Consider the following 20242-nt stretch of genomic DNA (forward strand, 5'->3'; position numbering starts at 1 on the left):
TTTAAAGACAGTACCTTTTCAGCTTCTATGGCTTGATTGTCAGTTAATTTTCATGTTTTCGTTTTTATATATTTGATGCCTTTGAACGCTTTAATTTTGCGGACTTTATAAATTAAATTATCTCAAAACTATGTACCTAAAAAAACAAAGGTCTGTTTTTAAAAGGGCTGGAAAGCGGTAAAAAAGAACAATCAAAATAAAATAGTGAAAGAATTAATGAATGAGTGTGTTTAGTTTAACTCAACCGTTCTCTTTTTCAAAACTCAATTATTCAGTACATGCATCCGAATATCATTAAAATTCAAGAAAGAATAGAGCCCCTAAGGCAGCAAATCATCAACCATAAAGTTTATTCGGCCATTAGTGAACTGGAAGATCTTCAGGTTTTTATGGAACACCACATTTTTGCCGTTTGGGATTTCATGTCGCTGCTTAAAGCCTTACAGATAAATTTAACCTGTACCACCCTACCCTGGGTCCCGGTGGGCGATCCTGTTACCCGGCAATTGATTAATGAAATTGTGGCTGGTGAAGAATCGGATATAGATGCTCACGGAAACATTAAAAGTCATTTCGAACTGTATTTAGATGCGATGGATCAATGTGGGGCAAACACGAAGCCGATCAATGCTTTTTTAAGTGAGCTAAAAAATGGCAAAAGCTTTAATGAAGCTTTCGAAATTGCCAATGTACCCGCAACTGCTAAAGATTTTGTTAATGCGACATTTGAAACCATTAACAGTGGCAAAACACATTTACAGGCCGCAAGCTTTACTTTTGGTCGCGAGGATCTGATCCCAAACATGTTTTTTAGCATGGTAAATGACCTGAACAGTACCCAGGCTGATAAAGTTTCGATTTTTAAATATTACCTGGAGCGCCATATCGAAGTAGATGGCGATCACCATAGCCATTTGGCACTCGCTATGATGGAGAAGCTCTGTGAAAAAAATGAAGCCTTTTGGGCCGAAGCAGAAGAGACCACAATACTAGCCTTGCAGAAAAGGATCGACCTGTGGGACGCAGCCTATGCCGAAATTGTTAAAAATAAAGTTGAAGCATAATTACTAAATTGTTAAGTATTTGCTAATTTAGATTACGTGATTTTAGTCACATTTACCTGTTAACATCAATTTTGTAAAATAAAATTTACACATTTGTTGTTCGGCACAAATAACCGATTTTAAGCGCATGAGTTTCATTTTAAAACCTGTTGATATCGTTGAGAGCATCACTCCCGAAGATTTTAAGAAAAATTATCTGAAAACTAAACGTCCGTTAGTAATCAGGGGCCTAACTAAAGACTGGCCTGCCAGAGAAAAATGGACAACTGAATATTTAAAAGAAATTGGTGGCGAGCTTGAAGTTCCACTTTACGACAACTCAAAAGCCGATCCATCTAAACCAATTAATGCAGCTACGGCGCATATGAAATTTGGCGATTACCTTGACCTGATCAAACGTGAGCCAACTGAACTTAGGATATTCTTTTTTAACCTGTTTAAAAAAGTACCAAGTTTAATCAATGATGTAAAAATCCCAAAAGATTTAATGGGTGGTTTTATCGAAAGTATGCCTGCTATGTTCTTTGGCGGTTCTAACTCGGTGACCTTTTTACATTACGATATCGATTTACCGCATATTTTCCATACACACTTTGGCGGTAGAAAACACATCGTTCTTTTCGACAACAAATGGAAAGACAGATTGTATTGCCTGCCAAATGCAACTTATGCTTTAGAAGATTATGATGTGGCTAACCCTGATTTCGAAAAATTCCCAGCACTAAATGGTGTTGAAGGTTATGAAGTTTTCCTGGAGCATGGCGATACTTTATTTATGCCAACCGGAATGTGGCACTGGATGAAATACCTGGATGGGTCGTTCTCTTTAAGCTTAAGAGCCTGGGATCAATCAATTACGCGCAAAGTAGCCAGTGTTTGGAGTTTATTTACCCATGGAGCGATAGACAGTTTAATCAAAATGACTTTCAAAGAAAAATACGCCCACTGGAGAGAGAAAAAAGCAGTTAAAATTGCCGAAAGGGCTTTAGCCAAAGGCAGACCATAGAAATTATTGAAAAAGTAAAATACAACGGGGCATCGGTTACGATAGCCCCGTTTTTTGTTATTATTGCGTTTAAACACGGAGAATTAAAAATCAGATACCAAAGATGGAAAACAATATCCTTAGCGAAAAAGAAAAAATGCTGGCCGGCAAAGCTTATCAGGCTGGCGGCGAAGAACTATCAAAAGAAAGATTAAAAGCGCGTGAAATTGTTTTCGAGTTTAATAACCTCGCACCTAAATTTATCAAACAACGCAAAGAGTTATTAAAAAGGTTATTCGGAAAAACAGAAAGGATGTTTTATGTAGAGCCTCCATTTAGATGCGATTATGGTTACAACATTGAAATCGGTGATAATTTTTATGCAAACTTTAATCTTGTCATTTTAGATTGCGCCAAGGTGCGCATTGGCAACAGCGTTTTCATTGCACCAAACGTGGCTATTTATACCGCAGGTCATCCTATCCATGCACATTTACGCGATCAGGAATATGAATGGGCCCAGGAAGTGACCATTGGCAATAGTGTTTGGATTGGTGGAAATGTAGTGATTAACCCCGGGGTAAAAATTGGGTCGAATGTCGTAATCGGATCAGGCAGTATTGTAACCAGGGATATTCCGGATAATGTTTTTGCAGCAGGAAATCCATGCAGGGTAATCCGCCAGTTAACAGATACTGATAAGGATTATTATTATAAGGATTTTAAGCTGTGCGAGTAAATTAGCCATCATCCCCTACCTTTACTTAATTAAACGGCGTCATCTCGACTGAAACGCAGTGGAATGGAGAGATCTATCTAGACAGATTTCTCGACTTCGTTGCACTCCGCTCGAAATGACGACCCGGGAGAAGCTTCGCTACCAAAACAACTTTGTCTTCCTCATTCATTTCCCATCTCACATCTTCCATCATTTAGCTACTATGATCGGCAACTACTTTCCATTCTCCTTTAATTTTTCTGATCAGGAGCGTGAAATATCCTTTAAGTTCATCTTTTTCGCGTTTAACATTCCAGCTGCCCAATACAAAAGCCAGATCAGGCTTTAAAAAATCGACCTTTTTAATTCCAAACACCAAAAATCCCATTGCCGATTTATCCGGATAACCCTTTTTATAATTATCCAATGTTTTTTGCCAGCCATAAGTTGGTCCGTTTTTACCTACGAAAAGTAAACTATCCGATTTTTCATAACCCTGCATAAAGGCTTCAACATCGCCTTTGTTCCAATCTGTGCGCTGCTTTTCGAGTAAATTAAGTATGGCTTGTTTATCATTTGCATTTTGAGCAAAAGCGCTAAAAGAAGTTAAAAACAATGCAATTACAAGTATTCTTTTCATGGTTATTTAAGTTGAGGTAAAAATTAAAGATAAGAAACAAATTATTTTGTTCCATGCGTAAAAATTCTTTATTTACATATCTATAAATCTCCTATGCAAAATAAAGTAATCACAATTGGCGAAATACTCTGGGATGTTTTCCCAGAGGGTAAAAAAGCTGGCGGCTCGAGCATGAACGTTGCGCTTAATTTACACAAACAAAGTATAGATAGCAGTTTTATTAGCGCAATTGGTGATGATGAAAATGGAAAAGAGCTATTCGATTTTCTAGCCAGCAATCATTTTGCAACTGATTTGATCCAAGTAAACGCCGAATTACCAACCAGTACGGTTGTGGTGCGGTTGGATGAAAACCATCAGGCCACTTATACGATTAAACAACCTGTAGCATGGGATGACATCAAAATCAACGATAAAAACATAGCCGCCGTAAAACAGGCAGATGCATTGGTATATTGCAGCTTAACCTGTAGAGCGAAAGAATCTAAAAAAACTATCCTTACGCTCTTAGAAAATGCAAAGACTAAAATCTTTGACATAAACCTCCGTGCTCCTTTTTATACAAAAGAATTAATTGGAACGCTTTTGGCAAAAGCGGATATCCTAAAAATAAATGAAGATGAAATTTTATGGGTGAAAGAAGCGTTTGCTTTAACTGGCAATACCGATGAGCAACTTTTAAAACAACTTTCCAGTCAGTTTAATATCGAAATCATCTGCCTCACGCTTGGTGATAAAGGTGCCTGTGTTTTAAAAGATGGCAAGTTGTTTAAACATGCTGGTTACAAAGTACAAGTGGCCGATACAGTTGGTGCCGGCGATGCCTTTTTAGCTACATTTATTGCCTCTTACCTACAAGGTTATCCTATGGAGACCACATTAGATAACGCCTGCAAAGTTGGGGCATTTGTAGCCTCTCAACCTGGCGCAAATCCAGAGTACAATAAAAAGATTTATCATATGGCGCTATAAGACCTTATAGGTTTTTGAAACCTATAAGGTCTCTTTTACCTTCCAAATATGACACCACGCTTAAATTAATGCAAAGCGAAACTTTTATCTTCGATAAATCGTTAATACAAGCACATGAGAGGTTTTCGTTTTTCTGATTATAAGCCGGGCGATACGCCAAAGGGTGGGTTTGATGAGTTGCTGAAATTATTTAGCGAACTGCTGAATTATACAGCTGGGGATGCAGCAGAGGCTTTAAGCTGGCTGAATGAGCTCGACAAACAATATAAATTAACCAATAACGATTATGGCATTGGTAATTTTATCGACGACCTGAAAGACAAAGGTTATCTTACTGAGGATAATCAATCCGGAGAGTTTAAAATTACTGCCAAAACCGAACAGACCATTCGCAAATCTGCCTTGGACGAAATTTTCGGGAAACTAAAAAAATCGGGAAGGGGCAACCACAACAGTAATCAATCGGGTATTGGTGAAGAGAAAAATGCGGATAGGCGCGAATATAGTTTTGGCGACAGTTTGGATCAGATTGATATGACGGCCTCTATCCAAAATGCCCAGATTAATCATGGCATCGCCGATTTCACTTTAACCGATCGCGATCTGGAAGTAGAGGAAAAGGATTTTAAAACCTTAACATCTACCGTATTGATGATTGATATTTCGCACTCGATGATCTTATATGGCGAAGACCGGATTACCCCAGCTAAAAAAGTAGCGATGGCTTTGGCCGAGCTGATTAAAACGAAATACCCTAAAGATACTTTAGACATTGTGGTTTTCGGAAATGACGCCTGGCCAATTAGCGTGAAAGACCTGCCTTATTTACAGGTTGGTCCTTACCATACGAATACTTATGCGGGATTAGAATTGGCTGCTGATTTACTCCGTCGCAGGAAAACGCATAATAAACAGATTTTCATGATTACCGACGGAAAACCGACCTGCTTAAAGGAAAATGGCAAATACTATAAAAATAGTATGGGTTTGGATAGGAAGGTAATTAATAAAACCTTAAATATGGCTGCCCAATGTAAGCGGCTGAAGATTCCGATTACTACATTTATGATTGCCAAAGACCCTTACCTGCAGCAGTTTGTTCGCCAGTTTACCGAAATTAATGGCGGCAGGGCTTTTTATAGCTCGTTAAATGGCTTGGGCGAATACATTTTTGAAGATTACATTAAAAACAGACGTAAGACGGTTAAATAAAGGTAGAGGGCAAAAGGTGGAAGGTTTAAGGTAAAACCTAAAGCCGAAAAGACCTATTTAACGAGTCTTAGAAACATTTAAACAAGGGAAGATTTAGCGATTGATGTTGCGTGCTGCAACCTTAAACCCTAAACCCTAAACCTTAAACCCATTTTAAAAGATGCAAAACACCACATTAGGCGAATTAAAAACCACTGGATATAAATCGAGATCTGTAAAGGAAGAGCTTAGGGAAAATCTGATTAAAGTTCTCCGCGATAAAAAAACCGAATTTGAGGGCATTATCGGCTACGATGAAACGGTGATTCCTGAATTGCAAACGGCCATTTTATCGCGTCACAATATTTTATTATTGGGATTACGCGGACAGGCTAAAACACGTATTGCCCGTTTAATGGTAAACTTACTGGACGAATATGTGCCATATGTTGCCGGAAGTGAAATTTTCGATGATCCATTGAATCCAATTTCATGGTATGCTAAAAACGAAATTGCCATAAAAGGCGATGATACCGAAATCGCCTGGTTACACCGTAGCGAAAGATATACCGAAAAACTAGCGACACCAGATGTTACCGTTGCCGATTTAATCGGCGATGTTGATCCCATTAAAGCCGCTACATTGAAACTAACTTATAATGATGAGCGTGTAATCCACTTTGGTTTAATTCCGCGTGCACACCGCAGCATTTTCGTGATTAATGAACTTCCTGATTTACAGGCACGCATCCAGGTGGCATTATTTAACATGCTACAGGAAAAAGATATTCAGATCCGCGGTTTTAAACTGCGTTTACCATTGGATATCCAGTTTGTATTTACCGCAAACCCTGAAGATTATACTAACCGTGGAAGCATTGTAACACCTTTGAAAGACAGGATAGAAAGTCAGATTTTAACCCACTACCCTAAAAGCATCGAAATTTCGCGCAAAATTACTTTTCAGGAGGCAAAATTAACCACCGATCAAAAAGCCAATATTGAGGCTGATGGTTTGGTGAAAGATTTAATCGAGCAGATTGCTTTCGAAGCAAGAAAAAGCGAATATATCGACCAAAAATCGGGCGTTTCGGCGAGGTTAACCATTTCGGCCTATGAAAATTTAATCAGCACTGCCGAAAGAAGAATGCTGATCTCTGGCGAGAAAAATACTTTTGTCCGTTTATCTGACCTGGCCGGGATTATCCCTGCAATAACGGGAAAAATAGAACTGGTTTACGAAGGCGAACTGGAAGGGCCAGCGCATGTAGCTACAACCTTAATCGGCAAAGCGGTTAAAACGTTGTTTGCGCGCTACTTCCCTGATCCTGAAAAAGCAAAGAAAAGTAAAACGGCCAATCCTTATACCGAAGTAACCGAATGGTTTACGGAAGGCAACAATGTAGATGTTACCGATGCTTTAACCAATGCACAGTATAAAAAAGCGCTGATGCTGGTACCAAGTTTATACGATCTGGTAAAGAAGTTTCATCCTAAATTAAGCGAAAATCAAACTTTATTGTTAATGGAGTTCGTATTGCATGGTTTAGCTGAATACTCGCAATTGAGCAAAAATTATTTAAATGGCGGCTTTGGTTTCTCTGATATGTTTGGCAGTTTATTCAACGCCGAATTTGACGAAGAAGAGGACGAAGACGATTTCAGATAAAATTAATGGAGTTTAACGGATATCTTTTATCGCTAAGGTTAAAACAAGAGCACCTTCCTAATGGGTATCCGTTTAATATTCCGTGCTTAAAATCTTTTGAAAAGTTAGACTTCCATCCTAATGTTACATTTTTTACCGGCGAAAATGGGGTTGGAAAATCGACCCTTATTGAAGCTATTGCAGTTTATCTTGGTTTCAATGCAGAGGGCGGAGGTAAAAATTTCAATTTTAAAAGCACAGCAACACATTCTGACCTTCATAATTTTTTAACAATATCAAAAAGTTTTAGAAAGCCAAAAGATGGTTATTTCCTTAGAGGTGAGAGTTTTTACAATGTTGCCAGCGAGATTGATAAGCTAGATGAGGAGCCTGGCGGACCAAAAATTATAGATTCTTATGGCGGGCTATCTTTACATGAACAATCTCACGGACAATCGTTTTGGTCGCTATTTACGAACCGATTTTGGGGCAATGGTGTTTATATCCTCGATGAGCCCGAATCGGCGCTTTCTGCTACAAAACAAATAGCCATGTTATCCAAAATTAATAATCTGGTAAACAAAAATGCCCAATTCATCATCGCAACACACTCTCCGATTTTATTATCCTACCCCAATGCCTGGATATACGAAATGTCGGAAAATAAAATAGCTAAGGTTAAATACGAGGAATCGGAAGTTTATCGGGTTTATAAAGCCTTTTTAGATCACCCTCAACGAATATTAGATAATTTATTTACTTCAAATACTTAATTTAGACAGGTCAAAAGAACCTGTCTTATTTTTTAATTTAACTCGAATAACCCGATCGTATGGGAAGATTACCTTTCATCATTGCTGCCTGCATATTCATCATTGCTTTTGACATTTATTGTTTCAAAGCCATTATCGCTGTTTTTAAAAAATGGAAACCGACTACTAAAAAAGTATTCGCTATTGCCTATTGGAGTTATAGCTTACTTCTGATTTTCGGCGTTTTTTGCGGCATTTACCTCAACCTTTTCCTTACGTTAAGGGCCATTATTTTGGTTGCCTTCTTTTTAACCGTTGCCTGTAAACTGGCTATGCTTCCATTTTTGATCTTGGATGATTTACGAAGGTTATTCATTAAAATTTTCAGGAGGAACAAAAAAAGTGAAGTTTCAACAGCACAAAATACAACAGCAGAACCCATTTCACGCTCTGAATTTCTGGTTAAAGCCGGATTGGTGGCAGCAGCAGTACCCTTAACTTCATTAAGCTGGGGCATTATTTCCGGTGCATACGATTATCAGGTGCGACGGGTAAATTTAATCCTCCCTAACCTACCCAAAGCTTTTGACGGCATTACCATGGGGCAGATTTCTGATATCCACTCTGGAAGCTTTTACAACAAAACAGCCGTAAAAGGCGGTGTAGAAATGCTATTGGGCGAGAAACCCGATTTCGTTTTTTTCACCGGTGATTTAGTGAATAACCTTACCAACGAGGTAAGAGATTATCAGGATATATTTTCGAAAGTAAAAGCACCTCTTGGTGTATATTCAACATTGGGAAACCACGATTATGGTGATTATTTTTTTGGCAAAGAATCTTCTCCTGCCAAGGTAAAAAACCTGAAAGATATGGTTGATGTGCATAAAGTAATGGGATACGATTTACTAATGAACGAAAACCGGAGATTAAAAGTAGATGGAGAAGAAATCGGGATTTTAGGCATCGAAAACTGGGGAATGGGCCGCTTCCCTAAATATGGAAAAATGGAGCTTGCAGTTCAGCATACAGACGATTTACCGGTTAAACTTTTGCTTAGTCACGATCCTTCGCACTGGCGTGGAGAGGTTTTAAAGAAATACCCCCAAATAGATGCCATGTTTAGCGGCCATACCCACGGAATGCAGTTTGGCGTTCGTTTCAAAGAGGTTCAATGGAGCCCGGTGCAATACATTTACAAGGAATGGGCGGGTTTGTACCAGGAGCAAAAACAACAGCTTTATGTTAATGTGGGCTATGGCTTTTTAGGTTATCCAGGCAGGGTTGGAGTTTTACCTGAGATTACAATATTTACTTTGAAGAGGGCTTAGACCAAACATAAGTGAGTTTCGAATGATTGAATGAGAGAATATCGGCATCAGGCCTAAAACATTCGCTAATTCAATCATTCTCTCATTCAAGAATTATATTTATCCCGCGTTAAAGCGATAACCTACCCCCCTAACAGTTTGTAATAACTGCGGATTATCAGGGTTCAATTCTATCTTCTTACGTAAGCGCACAATATGCATATCAAGCGTTCTGGTATTCACATCAGAGTTGTAGCCCCACACCACCAACATCAATTCATCACGGTTGATAACTTTACCTGGGTTGCGCAAGAAATAAAGGAGGATACGGTTTTCCAATATCGTTAACTCGATCTTCTTTCCATCCCTAAACAACGTGTGGATGTTTGGATGATGTTCCATATTACCAAAACGGTGAATTTCGGCCGTATCTTTATTCACAATAAATTTCACCTTACTCTCCAACATCGCAACCAAAACATCCATATTAAATGGTTTGGTGATATAATCAGATGCACCAAAGTTATAGGCGTCAATTTTATCAACATCCTGCGCTTTAGCAGTCATCATAATGATCAGGTTTTCGAATCCTTGCTTGCGCACATTTTCGCAAACTTCGGCGCCCTGTTTACCCGGCATCATCCAATCCAATAAAACAATATCAGGCTGATCGGCAACAATCATTCTTTCACCAGCTTCGCCATCATTTGCTTCAAGCACAGTATAACCTTCAGCCTTTAAACGGTGGGCCACAAGAAAGCGAAGATTTTCATCATCTTCTACAATTAATATTTTTACTTCTTTTGACATTTGTATGTGTGTTTTATACGCGGTTGTAATGTTGAAACGCTGTAATGTTTAAAGGGTTAAGCTCAACTTTACAACCTTCCAATTCCTAAAATTTAACTATTATAAGGCAGCACAATCTTAAATTCAGTACCACTTCCTACTTTACTTTTTACAGAGATTTCTCCCTCCATAAAGTTAACCAGTTCTTTGCAGAATGCCAAACCCAGGCCTACACTGCCCATTTGGTTATATTCATTCTGAATCCTGAAAAACTTCTTAAATATATTGTTTAATTCTGATGCTGCGATACCTATTCCCTTATCGGCAAACCGGAAAACCAGCACCCCTTTAATCAACTTTGCACTAATGTGTAATTTTTTCTGTTCTGGTTTCGAATATTTGTAGGCATTCTCTGCCAGATTATCGAATAAACTCCCCAATAATACCGGATCGGTAATAAAGGTTTTAAAGCCCACCACCTCATAGGTAATCTTAAAATCGGGATGTTTTAATGTATGCGATTCGATGGTACTTTCAATAAAATCTACAATATTAACTTCTTCCTGATTCAGTTTAATCGCCTTATTTTCAATCTGCGTAAAGGCCAGTAATTTGTTCATTAAGCCATTCAGTTTGTCGGCTTCTTCATCCAGTATCTTGCCATAAAGTTGCTGTTCCCTCTGGCTTAATGTAGTAGCACTTTTAATATTGTTTCCCGCAATCTTAATCACGCTGACGGGCGTTTTAAACTCATGCGTAAGGTTATTCACAAAATCGTACTGCAGCTTAAACATTTTGCTATTGATATTCAGGTTACGGTAAATCAAAAAAGCAACCAATAAAAGTACGCCGTATACCAGTAAAAGCACCAGGGCGATCGGCATGAAGTAAATAAAAATTTCTTTCTTGATGTAAGATCTTGATGAAATAAGGTATAACTTAAAATCAGAAAATGCACCCGGCAGAGCAATTTCGGTATTAATATTTTCGTCAGAAGTATCAATCGGATCGTAAGTCAACGGCTCAATCCTGATCGTTTGGTACAGCAATGGTCTGGTATTGATGATCTTTATTTTATGTGCATCGAGATTAAAAACCAGTACATCCTGTTGATAAACAGGCGCTGGATTTAATTTCCGTCTGATCATATCTTTATAGGCCCTTAAATCTTCCCGGCGGGGAATATTTAAATAGGTGATTTTATTTTCATTCGAGTTAACGATAGAAAAATTAGTAAACAATTCCTCTTGTGTAGGTACCGATGCTGTATCCAGATCCTCAACAAAAGTGGCAAGTTTTATGGCTATTGCATTAAAATCGCTCCCCACATTAAAAGATCTGGTATCATCTTCTGAATATAATTTTACCGAATCGGGCTTAATACCTTTACCAAACTGAAAAATAGATTTAGGGCCAATACCTAAGTGGTTTGCATTGATCCCATCTTTTACGGGAACATTCTTTACCTCTGTATCGTAAAAAGTAACCTTCGAGATAAAAGGATATTTTAACATCACGGTATCTACAAACTTTGCTGCTGTAGAAGAATCTAAAAAGCCGCTATAATACGAAATCTCGGGCATTTTATTCTGAAAGAAATCGTTATAAGGCTTAATACTCTGCTCTAGCACGTTTACTTTCTCAGATACAAAATCGTTCTCAATCGATTTCTTGCTGTAGTTAAACGCTAAAAAAAGCGATAGAATAAAAAGAATGGAAATGAGTACAATGAAGGTTATACCGAGCGAGAAATTTTTACGATATCCACTTTTTTTATCTAAGGCCATACCCTATTTCTTACCTAGATTTTCCTGTAAAAATTCTTCTAATGCTTTGTACAGAGCCGTTCTACTTTGTTGACGTACTATAGGGTTTGGGCCTTCTTCCTTTTCGATATAGGTAACCTGAACATTCCGTTTTTTCAGCTCTTTAATAAACTGAACACCTTCCGCTACATTAACACGAGGATCTTTAGGGTTCTGCGCTATAAAAACAGGCGCTTTAAACCGGTCGGCATGGAAAACAGGTGATGCAAACCGCATATAATCGGTATCTGTTACCGGATTGCCAACAATTTCATAATACATCTGCAAATTCGCTTTTAAAAACGGCGGGATGGTTTTCAGGTAACTAAACAAATTGATTACTCCTGAATTTGATCCACCACATTTATAAAGATCGGGATTTTTATACAAACAATTTAATGCAATATAACCACCAAAACCATTGCCATAAATGGCGATTTTTTTAGGATTGGCAATTTTTTTGGCAATTAACCATTTTACGCCATCGTTAACGTCTTCCTGGATTTTATCGCTCCACTGCTTAAAGCCAGCAGCATAAAAAGATTTTCCATAACCGGTAGATCCACGATAGTTTACCTGCAAAACAGCATAACCACGGTTAGCCAGAAATTGTACTTCGGCATTATAGCCCCAACTATTTCTCCCTGTAGGGCCATTATGCGGCAGAACCACTACAGGCAAATTAACAGCCTTTTTATTTTTGGGTAGGGTTAAATAACCGTTAATGATTAAATTATCAGAACTTTTAAAACAGATTGGTTTCATGGCACTCATATCGCCCTGTTTAATAGATGGGCTAATATCAGTTAGTTTTTTAAGTTTGTTCTCGCTAACAGTATAAAGGTAATAAGAACCTGGATTTTTATCAGTAAATGTCCTTACCACAAAAACCTTGTCCATTTTATCTTTATCCATAATTTTCCATTCGGTTCCTGGCAAAAGCCGGTCTATTTTCGAATAAGTAATTTTGGTACTGTCATCAAGATAATATTTTTCCTTTTTCCAGGTTTCGCAGGTTACAAAAAGCATTTTCTTTTTTGGGCGCGAATATTTTGCATCTACTACATTTAAGGTATCGTTTGCAAAAAGCACCTGTTTTTCTTTACCTGTTTTTAAATCGAGTGCCACTAGTGCATTCTTATCCCTATTTACATTTGAAATTACATAAAGTATATTAGGTTGGCTTTCGGAGAAGGCAACTGGCTGTAAAGTGGTTTCGAAATTATTGGTAATTACCGGAGCAAAGGCCTGATTTTCGTTTTCCCGGTACATTAAAGTTTCGTTCACCCCATCACTCGCTACAGCAATTTTCAACACCCCTCTGTTATCTGTCATCCATTCGGTAATATTGCCAGGGTTTTTAGCTGCAATATCCATTTTACCATTCCGAACATTTAAGCGGTAAACATCGAAAACTGTCGAATCGCGTTTATTGGATGCAACAATAATGTATTTATCATCAATCAACTGATCTTCTATTACCCTTAACCTGTTTTTCTCGTTTGCACTCAGCTGAACCTGCTTGCTTCCATCTTTATTGATCACGAAAATATCCGATTTACGCTCTTTAGATTCGTCTTCAGTATAATAAATCAACTCGTTATTGCTGGTCCAGAAATGAAAACTGATATTCTTCCCATTCAGATGGGTTAACTGAAGACTATTTCCGGTAGCAAGGTCTTCAACAAAAAGATCAAGTTTTTTATCATGAAGCTTTAAATAAGAAAGACTTTTCCCGTCCGGAGAAATGCGATAATAGGCTTTATCCTGCGTTTTAAAAAAGTCGTCCACAGGAATAGTATCATCGTTAGCGCCTTTACAGGCCCAGATCAATGCAACCATTAACAATAGAAAAATCTTTTTTAGCATAAATAAATCCTTTACGGGATGACAAAAATAAGTATCATAACAACTTAACTGCGATTTACACCAACAATGTTACTTATGCAATCAATAATAAGTCGTGGTTCAATTTAGTATTTATAAAATACCTACAAAATAAAATACAGGTAACATTTAAAATACGTTTAATATCAATTGATGCTTTAGCTAAAGATGTATTAAAATGTTACATTTAAAACTTATAATTTAGGGTTTATGAACCGCTTGCTTTTCATCATATTCTTATTTCTATCTCTTGGGGCCAATGCACAAATCTTCCGTCCCAATCAACAGATTACACCTGATGAAAGTAGCTTGGCCATTCAATACTATAATGATGGAGATTATGAAAAAGCAGTTGTGCTACTGGAAAAACTTTATGCCATACCCAATAACGAAGCCTATTTCGATATTTACTTTAATACATTGGTAAAATTGAAGCGTTACGATGTTGCGGAGAAAGTGGTTAAAAGGGAAATAAAAAAAAATCCACAGGGTGATGTTTATCCAATAGCATTGGGCAAACTTTATCAGGAGAAGGGTGATGTGCAAGCGGCAAACAAGATTTTTACCGACGTAATTAATAAACTTCCGAAAGATGAATTTAAGATCCGGAATTTAGCCAATAGTTTTTATCGTTTTGAAAATTATGAATTTGCGGTTCAAACTTTTAAGCAGGGAAGAAAACTGTTGGGCAACGATCAACTCTTTGCCTTTGAGCTATTAAATATCTACCGTTTTAAAAAGGATAAGCCCATGCTCATGCAAGAGTACCTTGATGCCATGGGCACCATGCCGCAGCTTTTACCGCAGGCTGAAGCCGTACTGGCATCTATTTTTGAGGACAAAAACGATTACCAAACCTTTCAGGCAGCCATTTTAAAGAAAATACAGAAAGAGCCCGATGCCGAAATTTATATTCAGTTACTCACCTGGAACTATATTCAACAACAGGAATTTGATATGGCCCTGCGCCAACTAATTGCATACGATAAACGCACCAAAGCTGATGGAGGCACCTTGTTTAATGCCATTTATACATTTGTTGACAATGGCGCATACGAAACAGCGATTAAAGCTTACGATTACCTGTTAACTAAAGGAAAGGATAACCAGTATTATCTTCCTTCAAAAATAGAAATGCTGAACACCAAGTATAACCTGCGTACCAACGGGAAATATACAGTAGCCGATCTTGATCTGTTAGCGAAAGATTATCAGGCCTTACTGGACGAAAACGGTAAGAACAGAAACACACTTTTCGCGATAAAAAAACTCGCAAACTTGCAGGCTTACTATTTAAATCAACCCAGTAGTGCAGAAAAAGAGCTGGAAGAAGCCATAAAAATGCCTGGCATTAACGATCAGGAGTTAGGCCAACTGAAACTCGATTTAGGCGATATCTATATTTTAACCAACCAACCCTGGGAAGCTTTTTTAGTATACGAGCAAGTGAGCAAACAATTTGAAGGACAACCCGTAGGAAATGAGGCACGTTTCAGAAGCGCTAAACTTTCATTTTATCAGGGTAATTTCGAATACAGCAATGGCCAATGCCTGGTTTTAAAGGCTGCGACTTCACAACTCATTGCAAACGATGCGCTGAATCTGAGTTTACTGATTAACGATAATATTCAAACCCCTGCTGATAGCAACGCACTAAAAATGTATGCCGATGCAGAGATGCTTTTATTCAGAAACCTCCCTGAACGAGCAGTTAAAAAAATGGATAGTATTGCGGTAGCGTTTCCACAAAATAGCCTAACCGACGCGATAATGATGAGTAAGGCAAGAATTCTCATCAAAGCCAACGATTTCCAAAAGGCAGCCGATATCTTGAAAAAGGTAACTGAAGATTTTAAAGATGGGATTTGGACAGACGATGCGCTTTTTACATTGGGCGATCTTTATGAAAAGAAATTGAACGACATTGCACAGGCCAAAATCTATTTCCAGAAACTGATTACGGATTACCCGGGGAGCATGTTCAGTGCCGAAGCCAGGAAAAGGTTTAGGAATTTACGCGGTGACGGAGTTTAAACCAGTAGCAAATGTTAATCATTACATGATAATCGTTTTACTTTTGAAAATGCTTTCTAATTTTTCGGCAGACAAAAAAGAAAGAGCAATTGCAGCGAAACCGATTAGTGAACATACGATAACAAAGAGACATACCCCTGTTGCAAATGGAGCAGATCCTTTGGTTAAAACGATGCATTTATCAGAAATATTATAGCCTCCTTCAACAAGGATTTTTTTACTTTCCTCATTAATCACCTCATTATCAAACTTGCCTTTGATATGAGCATTTTTCGTAAAATAGTCTGCTAAATCTTCCCTATTTACTTTGTCGTCTATAACTACGACAAAACATTCTATATTTTTCAAGTTAGCTACGTTCTCATCATTTTGGTAAACCGGATAGGTAATTGCCGAAAGCGTAGTATCTCCATCTTTAACGCTTAAATTTTCGACATAGAGATCTCCGTATGCGCTTACATCAGCAACTCCAAAGTACCTGGGCAGTTTTCCAGCTCCTATACTTTTTACTTCTGCAAGTGTATAATTCTTTATATTCTTAATTTGATGATTGAAAATCAGATCTGGAACAGCTTCAATAATGAATGCTATTGTAATACCCAAACCGATAAACCGATAAATGATTCCAAAATGCTTTAGAAATACGATGGCCTTTATTAAAAATTTCATTTTTGAGAGTAGCTAATTTATCGAATGTAAATAATTGATATCGATTTCAGAAAGTATTTTTCTTATTTTTTTTCCAGTCCCAAACCACAACATTCCATTCTACCGCGCTGTTATCTGTATAAGTATGAATAACCTCGAAACCAATACGTTTATGTGCATTCATCGATCGTAAATTGATGCTTGCAATTTCGGTGATTGCGAAATCGTATTTAGATTTAAAATAATCTTTATAAGCCCGATAACATTGATCGAACAAACCTTTACCACGATAAGCCTGACTAACGCAAACCTGCCCTACAACGATATAGAAATAAGAAGAAACGGATTTACCGTGATATTGGATGTGATCGAAACTTTCGTACATTTCAACCAATCTTGGGATATCATTTTTAGATTCCTCAGTCATTGCTAACACATAAGCTATAACCAATTCGCCATCTTTTGCAATAATGTTGGGTTCGTGCCGATGCATCTTTTCCAGATCATCAAGCGAATGCGAAACGGTAACAAAGCCTTCTTCTTTTATTTGTTCTGGAGTTAAATCTTTCTTTAAGTTTTGCTTTTGAAGCTCAAGAATGCCTTCAAGCTCTTTTGTAGTAGAAGATCTGGTAATGACAATCATTTCTGGATATAGATGGCTTAGGCATCTAATGCAATAATAGTTAAGGTTAGCAACAAAACGAAGCAAATTGCTGCCAAAATTAAAATTCTGGCGCCATGCTGCCTATCCGTTAGGGAATAAGAAAAAACCTTTTCGCCAGTATTTAATGTTCTCTTTTTCTTCATTAAATCCCAACCAATCACCAACCCTAAAATGCCGCCGAAAATTGCAGTTAGGTAACCAGTATAAATATAATTACGAGTGGAATTGTCTATTTTTTGAGAGTCGTTAGTTCGTATCATGCTTAAAAACAATGGGATTCGTCAAATTTAACAGATTGACACCACTTTAAAGAATAAAATCCATTATCATCAATTTTTTAACATTTATATATTATTTACCTTTGTGCCATGTTTTTATATAATGTTACGCTTATCCTTGATGATGCAGCGGCTGAAGAGTGGTTACAGTGGATGCAAGATGTTCATATCCCTGAAGTGATGGCTACGGGTATGTTTATTTCCAACCGTTTATTAAAGGTTGTAGACTCACCGAACGAAGGGGTAACCTATTGCGCACAGTACGTTGCCGAAACATTAGATCATTACAATAAATACCAAGAGATATTTGCCCCTGCTTTACAGGCTGAACTAAACGAAAGATACAAAAACCGCTTTGTGGCTTATCGTACCTTAATGGAATTTGTACCCCCAACCCCCTGAAGGGGGCTTAAATCCAAAAAATCCAAAGTCCCCTTCAGGGGATTTAGGGGTTTAACTTCTCATTATTCTTGTGCCTATCTGCATCGCGGATGCTCTTTTTTTCCAGGTTCTTTTCCAAAGCATCGGTAAGGTTTATGCCTGTTTGATTAGCCAGACAGATTAAAACGAACATCACATCGGCCATTTCATCGGCGAGGTTTACCTCTTCGTCGCTTTTTTTAAACGACTGCTCGCCGTATTTACGGGCCATAATACGGGCTACTTCTCCAACCTCCTCCATCAAAATGGCGGTATTGGTGAGTTCGTTAAAATAGCGGATGCCTGTGGTTTTAATCCAACGGTCTACGGTTTCTTGTGCTTGGTTAATGGTCATGTTTTTCTTCTTCTATTTCTGATTTTATAATGCTGCTCACTTTGATATTGGCACCTTCGAGCAAAAATACACCTGCACCTTCTTCTCTCACATAAGGTGTTTTTATTTCCCCAATTTTGGTAATCTTGACAAAAAATGGCTGCTCTCTCTTACGCTGTGGATCTTCATCGTTCCATTCGGTGATCATAATTAAATCCTTGATCGGTTTATCCATTTTAAACCAATAAAGATAATCGGCATTGTACGATACAGCATTTATACTTTTATATTTTGAATAATAGTTAATCGCACCAGCTTGTCCATAATTATCGGCACGTACCAACAGCGCAGATTTATCTTTAACCTTTCCGTAAGCAACATCAACAAGTGCTGCCAATTCTTTCCAGCCCTGCATATCAGCATAATCTTGTGGCAGCTGGTGGTTTCTCCCGTCTTCCCATCGCAAGGCACCTACCCGTTCAAATCTCTTATGATGTGCTACAATTTCATCAGGACTATAAACTGGCATAATAAGCGGTATCAAATAAATGAATGAGCCAATATTAAAGGCTAACAGTAATCCAGTTAATACATATTTCTTTGCTAAAACCCGACTTAAATAATGTGCACCAAAAGCCAGTAAAACAGGATATAAGCCTAATGCATAATAATCTTTTGCCTTAAAATAGCTAAATACAAAAAGTGTAAACAGGTAGGAGAGAATAATCCATCTGTATTTGCTGAAATCCTTATAAAAAATCAGGCTGCCAATGCCTGCTAAAAGAATAAAGATCGAACTGATAAAAAAGAGGGACTGTCCGATAAAAAAATCAATCCGGTTTACATGAACCAACTGAGTTGCCTGTAAAAGTTTCATGTGGGCGAGCACTGGAAAGTGATTGTTAATCTGCCAGATTACATTGGGCGAAATGATTAAAAGCGCCAGTAAAGTGGCCAGATAAAGATGTTTATCGGTAAATATTTTTCGTTTTGATGTAATGAGTATAGCTGGTAGTAGACCAATTATGAGAAAAAGGATGTTGTATTTATTTAAAAAACCTAAAGCGACAAAAAAGGCAAAGGCATACAAGTATCTGGCTTCGTTTTTATCGAAATATTTTAACAGATAATAGAATATAGCTGTCCAGGCCAAAACATCGAAAGAATTGGGCTGATAAAGGGTATTTAGTCTGAGCAGAGCAGAACACAGGCAAGCTACTGCAACCAGGCATTTGGCCAGCAAGTTACCCTTTAAAAAACCGACAATTTTCCAGCAGTACAATATCGTGAAGGCACCTAATAATGCAGGAACTAGTTTTACCACGAAATATCCATTGCCAAAAGCTTTAATAAGCCATGAAAATAGCGAGGTTAATGGCGGAACAGAGGTGAAACCCGCAGCGAGGTGGTTTGCCTGATCTAAATGCAGAAATTCATCACGGTGCAGTTCGTAAACTGAATTGACCAATACAAAAGATAACACTAACTTTAAAATCAGAAAAAACGCAAGACAACTGTATTCCGCTAGCCGGTTCGGATTTTTATCCTTCATATTAGCTTAGGTTAAATTTTGGAATAAATTAATATTATTTTTTTGACAATTCAAGACTTAATAAGTTACGCCGCTATTGTTTAAATTCAATTATTCCTTATCTTTTGTATCAATCAAAATTGTAACTGGCCCATCGTTTAAAAGTGCGATTTTCATATCAGCGCCAAAAATTCCTGTTTTTACTTTTTTACCCAATAAAGCCGATAACTTTTCAATCATTTTTTCGTAAAGTGGAATCGCTACATCTGGTCGCGCTGCCCTTGTAAAACCTGGGCGGTTTCCTTTTTTGGTAGATGCAAATAAGGTGAACTGGCTGATCAATAAAATATCTCCGCCCACATCGGCAAGTGCTTTATTCATCATTCCGTTTTCATCTCCAAAAACACGCATACCGATAATTTTCTGTGCTAGCCAATCCAAATCGGCTAAAGCATCGGCATCTTCTATGCCTAACAACACTAAAAATCCGGCATCAATCGCTCCCGTTATTTCACCATCAACTGTGCAACTTGCCTGTGTAACTCTTTGTAAAACTGCTCGCATTTTATACT

The 20242-nt window shown here is 37.8% G+C and carries 20 protein-coding genes; 10 read left to right on the top strand and 10 right to left on the bottom strand.

What is annotated here, in order from left to right:
• Nucleotides 1–278 precede the first annotated feature (278 nt).
• From J7E57_RS13295 to J7E57_RS13305, 3 genes are all read left to right on the top strand, one after another.
• Nucleotides 279–1064, top strand: a complete 786-nt coding sequence (locus J7E57_RS13295) for a DUF3050 domain-containing protein (protein ID WP_215124999.1) — start codon at nucleotides 279–281, stop codon at nucleotides 1062–1064.
• Nucleotides 1065–1191: 127 nt separating this feature from the next.
• Entirely contained in the window at nucleotides 1192–2070 is an 879-nt protein-coding gene (locus J7E57_RS13300) for a cupin-like domain-containing protein (protein WP_029274179.1), read from the top strand.
• A gap of 103 nt (nucleotides 2071–2173) precedes the next feature.
• A complete protein-coding gene (locus J7E57_RS13305; RefSeq protein ID WP_251029911.1) occupies nucleotides 2174–2788 on the top strand; it encodes a sugar O-acetyltransferase in 615 nt (204 codons plus the stop codon).
• A gap of 193 nt (nucleotides 2789–2981) precedes the next feature.
• Here the strand turns inward: J7E57_RS13305 and J7E57_RS13310 are convergent, their stop codons facing one another.
• Nucleotides 2982–3407 carry a YybH family protein gene (locus J7E57_RS13310; protein WP_215124998.1) on the bottom strand — a complete coding sequence of 142 codons (426 nt, stop codon included), beginning with the start codon at nucleotides 3405–3407 and terminating at the stop codon, nucleotides 2982–2984.
• Between the two features lie 93 nt (nucleotides 3408–3500).
• On the opposite strand from J7E57_RS13310, the gene J7E57_RS13315 reads away from it, so the two are divergent.
• The 5 genes from J7E57_RS13315 to J7E57_RS13335 all read left to right on the top strand — a co-directional run bounded on the left by J7E57_RS13315 (nucleotide 3501) and on the right by J7E57_RS13335 (nucleotide 9301).
• Nucleotides 3501–4379, top strand: coding sequence for a carbohydrate kinase family protein (locus J7E57_RS13315; protein ID WP_215124997.1), 879 nt, complete (start codon nucleotides 3501–3503; stop codon nucleotides 4377–4379).
• Between the two features lie 114 nt (nucleotides 4380–4493).
• On the top strand, nucleotides 4494–5591 hold the full coding sequence (locus tag J7E57_RS13320) for a vWA domain-containing protein (protein ID WP_215124996.1): 1098 nt from the start codon (nucleotides 4494–4496) through the stop codon (nucleotides 5589–5591).
• Between the two features lie 160 nt (nucleotides 5592–5751).
• Nucleotides 5752–7239: a sigma 54-interacting transcriptional regulator gene (locus J7E57_RS13325; RefSeq protein WP_215124995.1), complete on the top strand. Its 1488-nt coding sequence runs from the start codon at nucleotides 5752–5754 to the stop codon at nucleotides 7237–7239.
• 5 nt (nucleotides 7240–7244) lie between these two features.
• Entirely contained in the window at nucleotides 7245–7991 is a 747-nt protein-coding gene (locus J7E57_RS13330) for an AAA family ATPase (RefSeq protein ID WP_215124994.1), read from the top strand.
• A gap of 59 nt (nucleotides 7992–8050) precedes the next feature.
• The gene (locus J7E57_RS13335) at nucleotides 8051–9301 is read left to right on the top strand and encodes a metallophosphoesterase (RefSeq protein ID WP_215124993.1); all 1251 of its coding nucleotides are present in this window, start codon (nucleotides 8051–8053) and stop codon (nucleotides 9299–9301) included.
• A 99-nt stretch (nucleotides 9302–9400) separates the two neighbouring features.
• Here J7E57_RS13335 and J7E57_RS13340 read toward each other — a convergent pair whose 3' ends face one another.
• From J7E57_RS13340 to J7E57_RS13350, 3 genes are all read right to left on the bottom strand, one after another.
• Nucleotides 9401–10090 (bottom strand): response regulator transcription factor, encoded by a 690-nt coding sequence (locus tag J7E57_RS13340; protein ID WP_029274172.1) that lies wholly within the window; start codon nucleotides 10088–10090, stop codon nucleotides 9401–9403.
• 92 nt (nucleotides 10091–10182) lie between these two features.
• Complete coding sequence (locus J7E57_RS13345; RefSeq protein WP_215124992.1) at nucleotides 10183–11856, bottom strand: sensor histidine kinase; 1674 nt, start codon at nucleotides 11854–11856, stop codon at nucleotides 10183–10185.
• 3 nt (nucleotides 11857–11859) lie between these two features.
• Nucleotides 11860–13743 carry a S9 family peptidase gene (locus J7E57_RS13350; RefSeq protein WP_215124991.1) on the bottom strand — a complete coding sequence of 628 codons (1884 nt, stop codon included), beginning with the start codon at nucleotides 13741–13743 and terminating at the stop codon, nucleotides 11860–11862.
• Between the two features lie 228 nt (nucleotides 13744–13971).
• On the opposite strand from J7E57_RS13350, the gene J7E57_RS13355 reads away from it, so the two are divergent.
• Nucleotides 13972–15795: a tetratricopeptide repeat protein gene (locus J7E57_RS13355; protein ID WP_215124990.1), complete on the top strand. Its 1824-nt coding sequence runs from the start codon at nucleotides 13972–13974 to the stop codon at nucleotides 15793–15795.
• Nucleotides 15796–15816: 21 nt separating this feature from the next.
• Here the strand turns inward: J7E57_RS13355 and J7E57_RS13360 are convergent, their stop codons facing one another.
• From J7E57_RS13360 to J7E57_RS13370, 3 genes are read right to left on the bottom strand one after another with little or no spacing between them, the layout of a single operon-like run.
• Nucleotides 15817–16464: a hypothetical protein gene (locus J7E57_RS13360; RefSeq protein ID WP_215124989.1), complete on the bottom strand. Its 648-nt coding sequence runs from the start codon at nucleotides 16462–16464 to the stop codon at nucleotides 15817–15819.
• Nucleotides 16465–16510: 46 nt separating this feature from the next.
• A complete protein-coding gene (locus tag J7E57_RS13365; RefSeq protein WP_215124988.1) occupies nucleotides 16511–17086 on the bottom strand; it encodes a GNAT family N-acetyltransferase in 576 nt (191 codons plus the stop codon).
• Between the two features lie 17 nt (nucleotides 17087–17103).
• Nucleotides 17104–17367, bottom strand: a complete 264-nt coding sequence (locus tag J7E57_RS13370) for a hypothetical protein (RefSeq protein ID WP_215124987.1) — start codon at nucleotides 17365–17367, stop codon at nucleotides 17104–17106.
• Between the two features lie 108 nt (nucleotides 17368–17475).
• On the opposite strand from J7E57_RS13370, the gene J7E57_RS13375 reads away from it, so the two are divergent.
• Nucleotides 17476–17787, top strand: a complete 312-nt coding sequence (locus J7E57_RS13375) for a DUF4286 family protein (RefSeq protein ID WP_215124986.1) — start codon at nucleotides 17476–17478, stop codon at nucleotides 17785–17787.
• Nucleotides 17788–17830: 43 nt separating this feature from the next.
• Here J7E57_RS13375 and J7E57_RS13380 read toward each other — a convergent pair whose 3' ends face one another.
• The 3 genes from J7E57_RS13380 to dtd form a co-directional block, all read right to left on the bottom strand.
• On the bottom strand, nucleotides 17831–18160 hold the full coding sequence (locus J7E57_RS13380) for a nucleotide pyrophosphohydrolase (protein ID WP_215124985.1): 330 nt from the start codon (nucleotides 18158–18160) through the stop codon (nucleotides 17831–17833).
• The gene (locus J7E57_RS13385) at nucleotides 18150–19691 is read right to left on the bottom strand and encodes a glycosyltransferase family 39 protein (protein ID WP_215124984.1); all 1542 of its coding nucleotides are present in this window, start codon (nucleotides 19689–19691) and stop codon (nucleotides 18150–18152) included. The genes J7E57_RS13380 and J7E57_RS13385 overlap by 11 nt, the downstream gene beginning before the upstream one ends.
• A 90-nt stretch (nucleotides 19692–19781) precedes the next feature.
• A complete protein-coding gene (gene dtd, locus J7E57_RS13390) occupies nucleotides 19782–20234 on the bottom strand; it encodes a D-aminoacyl-tRNA deacylase (RefSeq protein WP_215124983.1) in 453 nt (150 codons plus the stop codon).
• Nucleotides 20235–20242 lie beyond the last annotated feature (8 nt).

This window comes from Pedobacter sp. ISL-64 (genome assembly GCF_018613605.1).
Lineage (GTDB): Bacteria > Bacteroidota > Bacteroidia > Sphingobacteriales > Sphingobacteriaceae > Pedobacter.

Bases quoted from the DNA above. Each gene is read 5' to 3' on its own strand.
- J7E57_RS13295 (WP_215124999.1), top strand. From the start codon at position 279: ATGCATCCGAATATCATTAAAATTCAAGAAAGAATAGAGCCCCTAAGG.
- J7E57_RS13300 (WP_029274179.1), top strand. From the start codon at position 1,192: ATGAGTTTCATTTTAAAACCTGTTGATATCGTTGAGAGCATCACTCCC.
- J7E57_RS13305 (WP_251029911.1), top strand. From the start codon at position 2,174: ATGGAAAACAATATCCTTAGCGAAAAAGAAAAAATGCTGGCCGGCAAA.
- J7E57_RS13310 (WP_215124998.1), bottom strand. From the start codon at position 3,407: ATGAAAAGAATACTTGTAATTGCATTGTTTTTAACTTCTTTTAGCGCT.
- J7E57_RS13315 (WP_215124997.1), top strand. From the start codon at position 3,501: ATGCAAAATAAAGTAATCACAATTGGCGAAATACTCTGGGATGTTTTC.
- J7E57_RS13320 (WP_215124996.1), top strand. From the start codon at position 4,494: ATGAGAGGTTTTCGTTTTTCTGATTATAAGCCGGGCGATACGCCAAAG.
- J7E57_RS13325 (WP_215124995.1), top strand. From the start codon at position 5,752: ATGCAAAACACCACATTAGGCGAATTAAAAACCACTGGATATAAATCG.
- J7E57_RS13330 (WP_215124994.1), top strand. From the start codon at position 7,245: ATGGAGTTTAACGGATATCTTTTATCGCTAAGGTTAAAACAAGAGCAC.
- J7E57_RS13335 (WP_215124993.1), top strand. From the start codon at position 8,051: ATGGGAAGATTACCTTTCATCATTGCTGCCTGCATATTCATCATTGCT.
- J7E57_RS13340 (WP_029274172.1), bottom strand. From the start codon at position 10,090: ATGTCAAAAGAAGTAAAAATATTAATTGTAGAAGATGATGAAAATCTT.
- J7E57_RS13345 (WP_215124992.1), bottom strand. From the start codon at position 11,856: ATGGCCTTAGATAAAAAAAGTGGATATCGTAAAAATTTCTCGCTCGGT.
- J7E57_RS13350 (WP_215124991.1), bottom strand. From the start codon at position 13,743: ATGCTAAAAAAGATTTTTCTATTGTTAATGGTTGCATTGATCTGGGCC.
- J7E57_RS13355 (WP_215124990.1), top strand. From the start codon at position 13,972: ATGAACCGCTTGCTTTTCATCATATTCTTATTTCTATCTCTTGGGGCC.
- J7E57_RS13360 (WP_215124989.1), bottom strand. From the start codon at position 16,464: ATGAAATTTTTAATAAAGGCCATCGTATTTCTAAAGCATTTTGGAATC.
- J7E57_RS13365 (WP_215124988.1), bottom strand. From the start codon at position 17,086: ATGATTGTCATTACCAGATCTTCTACTACAAAAGAGCTTGAAGGCATT.
- J7E57_RS13370 (WP_215124987.1), bottom strand. From the start codon at position 17,367: ATGATACGAACTAACGACTCTCAAAAAATAGACAATTCCACTCGTAAT.
- J7E57_RS13375 (WP_215124986.1), top strand. From the start codon at position 17,476: ATGTTTTTATATAATGTTACGCTTATCCTTGATGATGCAGCGGCTGAA.
- J7E57_RS13380 (WP_215124985.1), bottom strand. From the start codon at position 18,160: ATGACCATTAACCAAGCACAAGAAACCGTAGACCGTTGGATTAAAACC.
- J7E57_RS13385 (WP_215124984.1), bottom strand. From the start codon at position 19,691: ATGAAGGATAAAAATCCGAACCGGCTAGCGGAATACAGTTGTCTTGCG.
- dtd (WP_215124983.1), bottom strand. From the start codon at position 20,234: ATGCGAGCAGTTTTACAAAGAGTTACACAGGCAAGTTGCACAGTTGAT.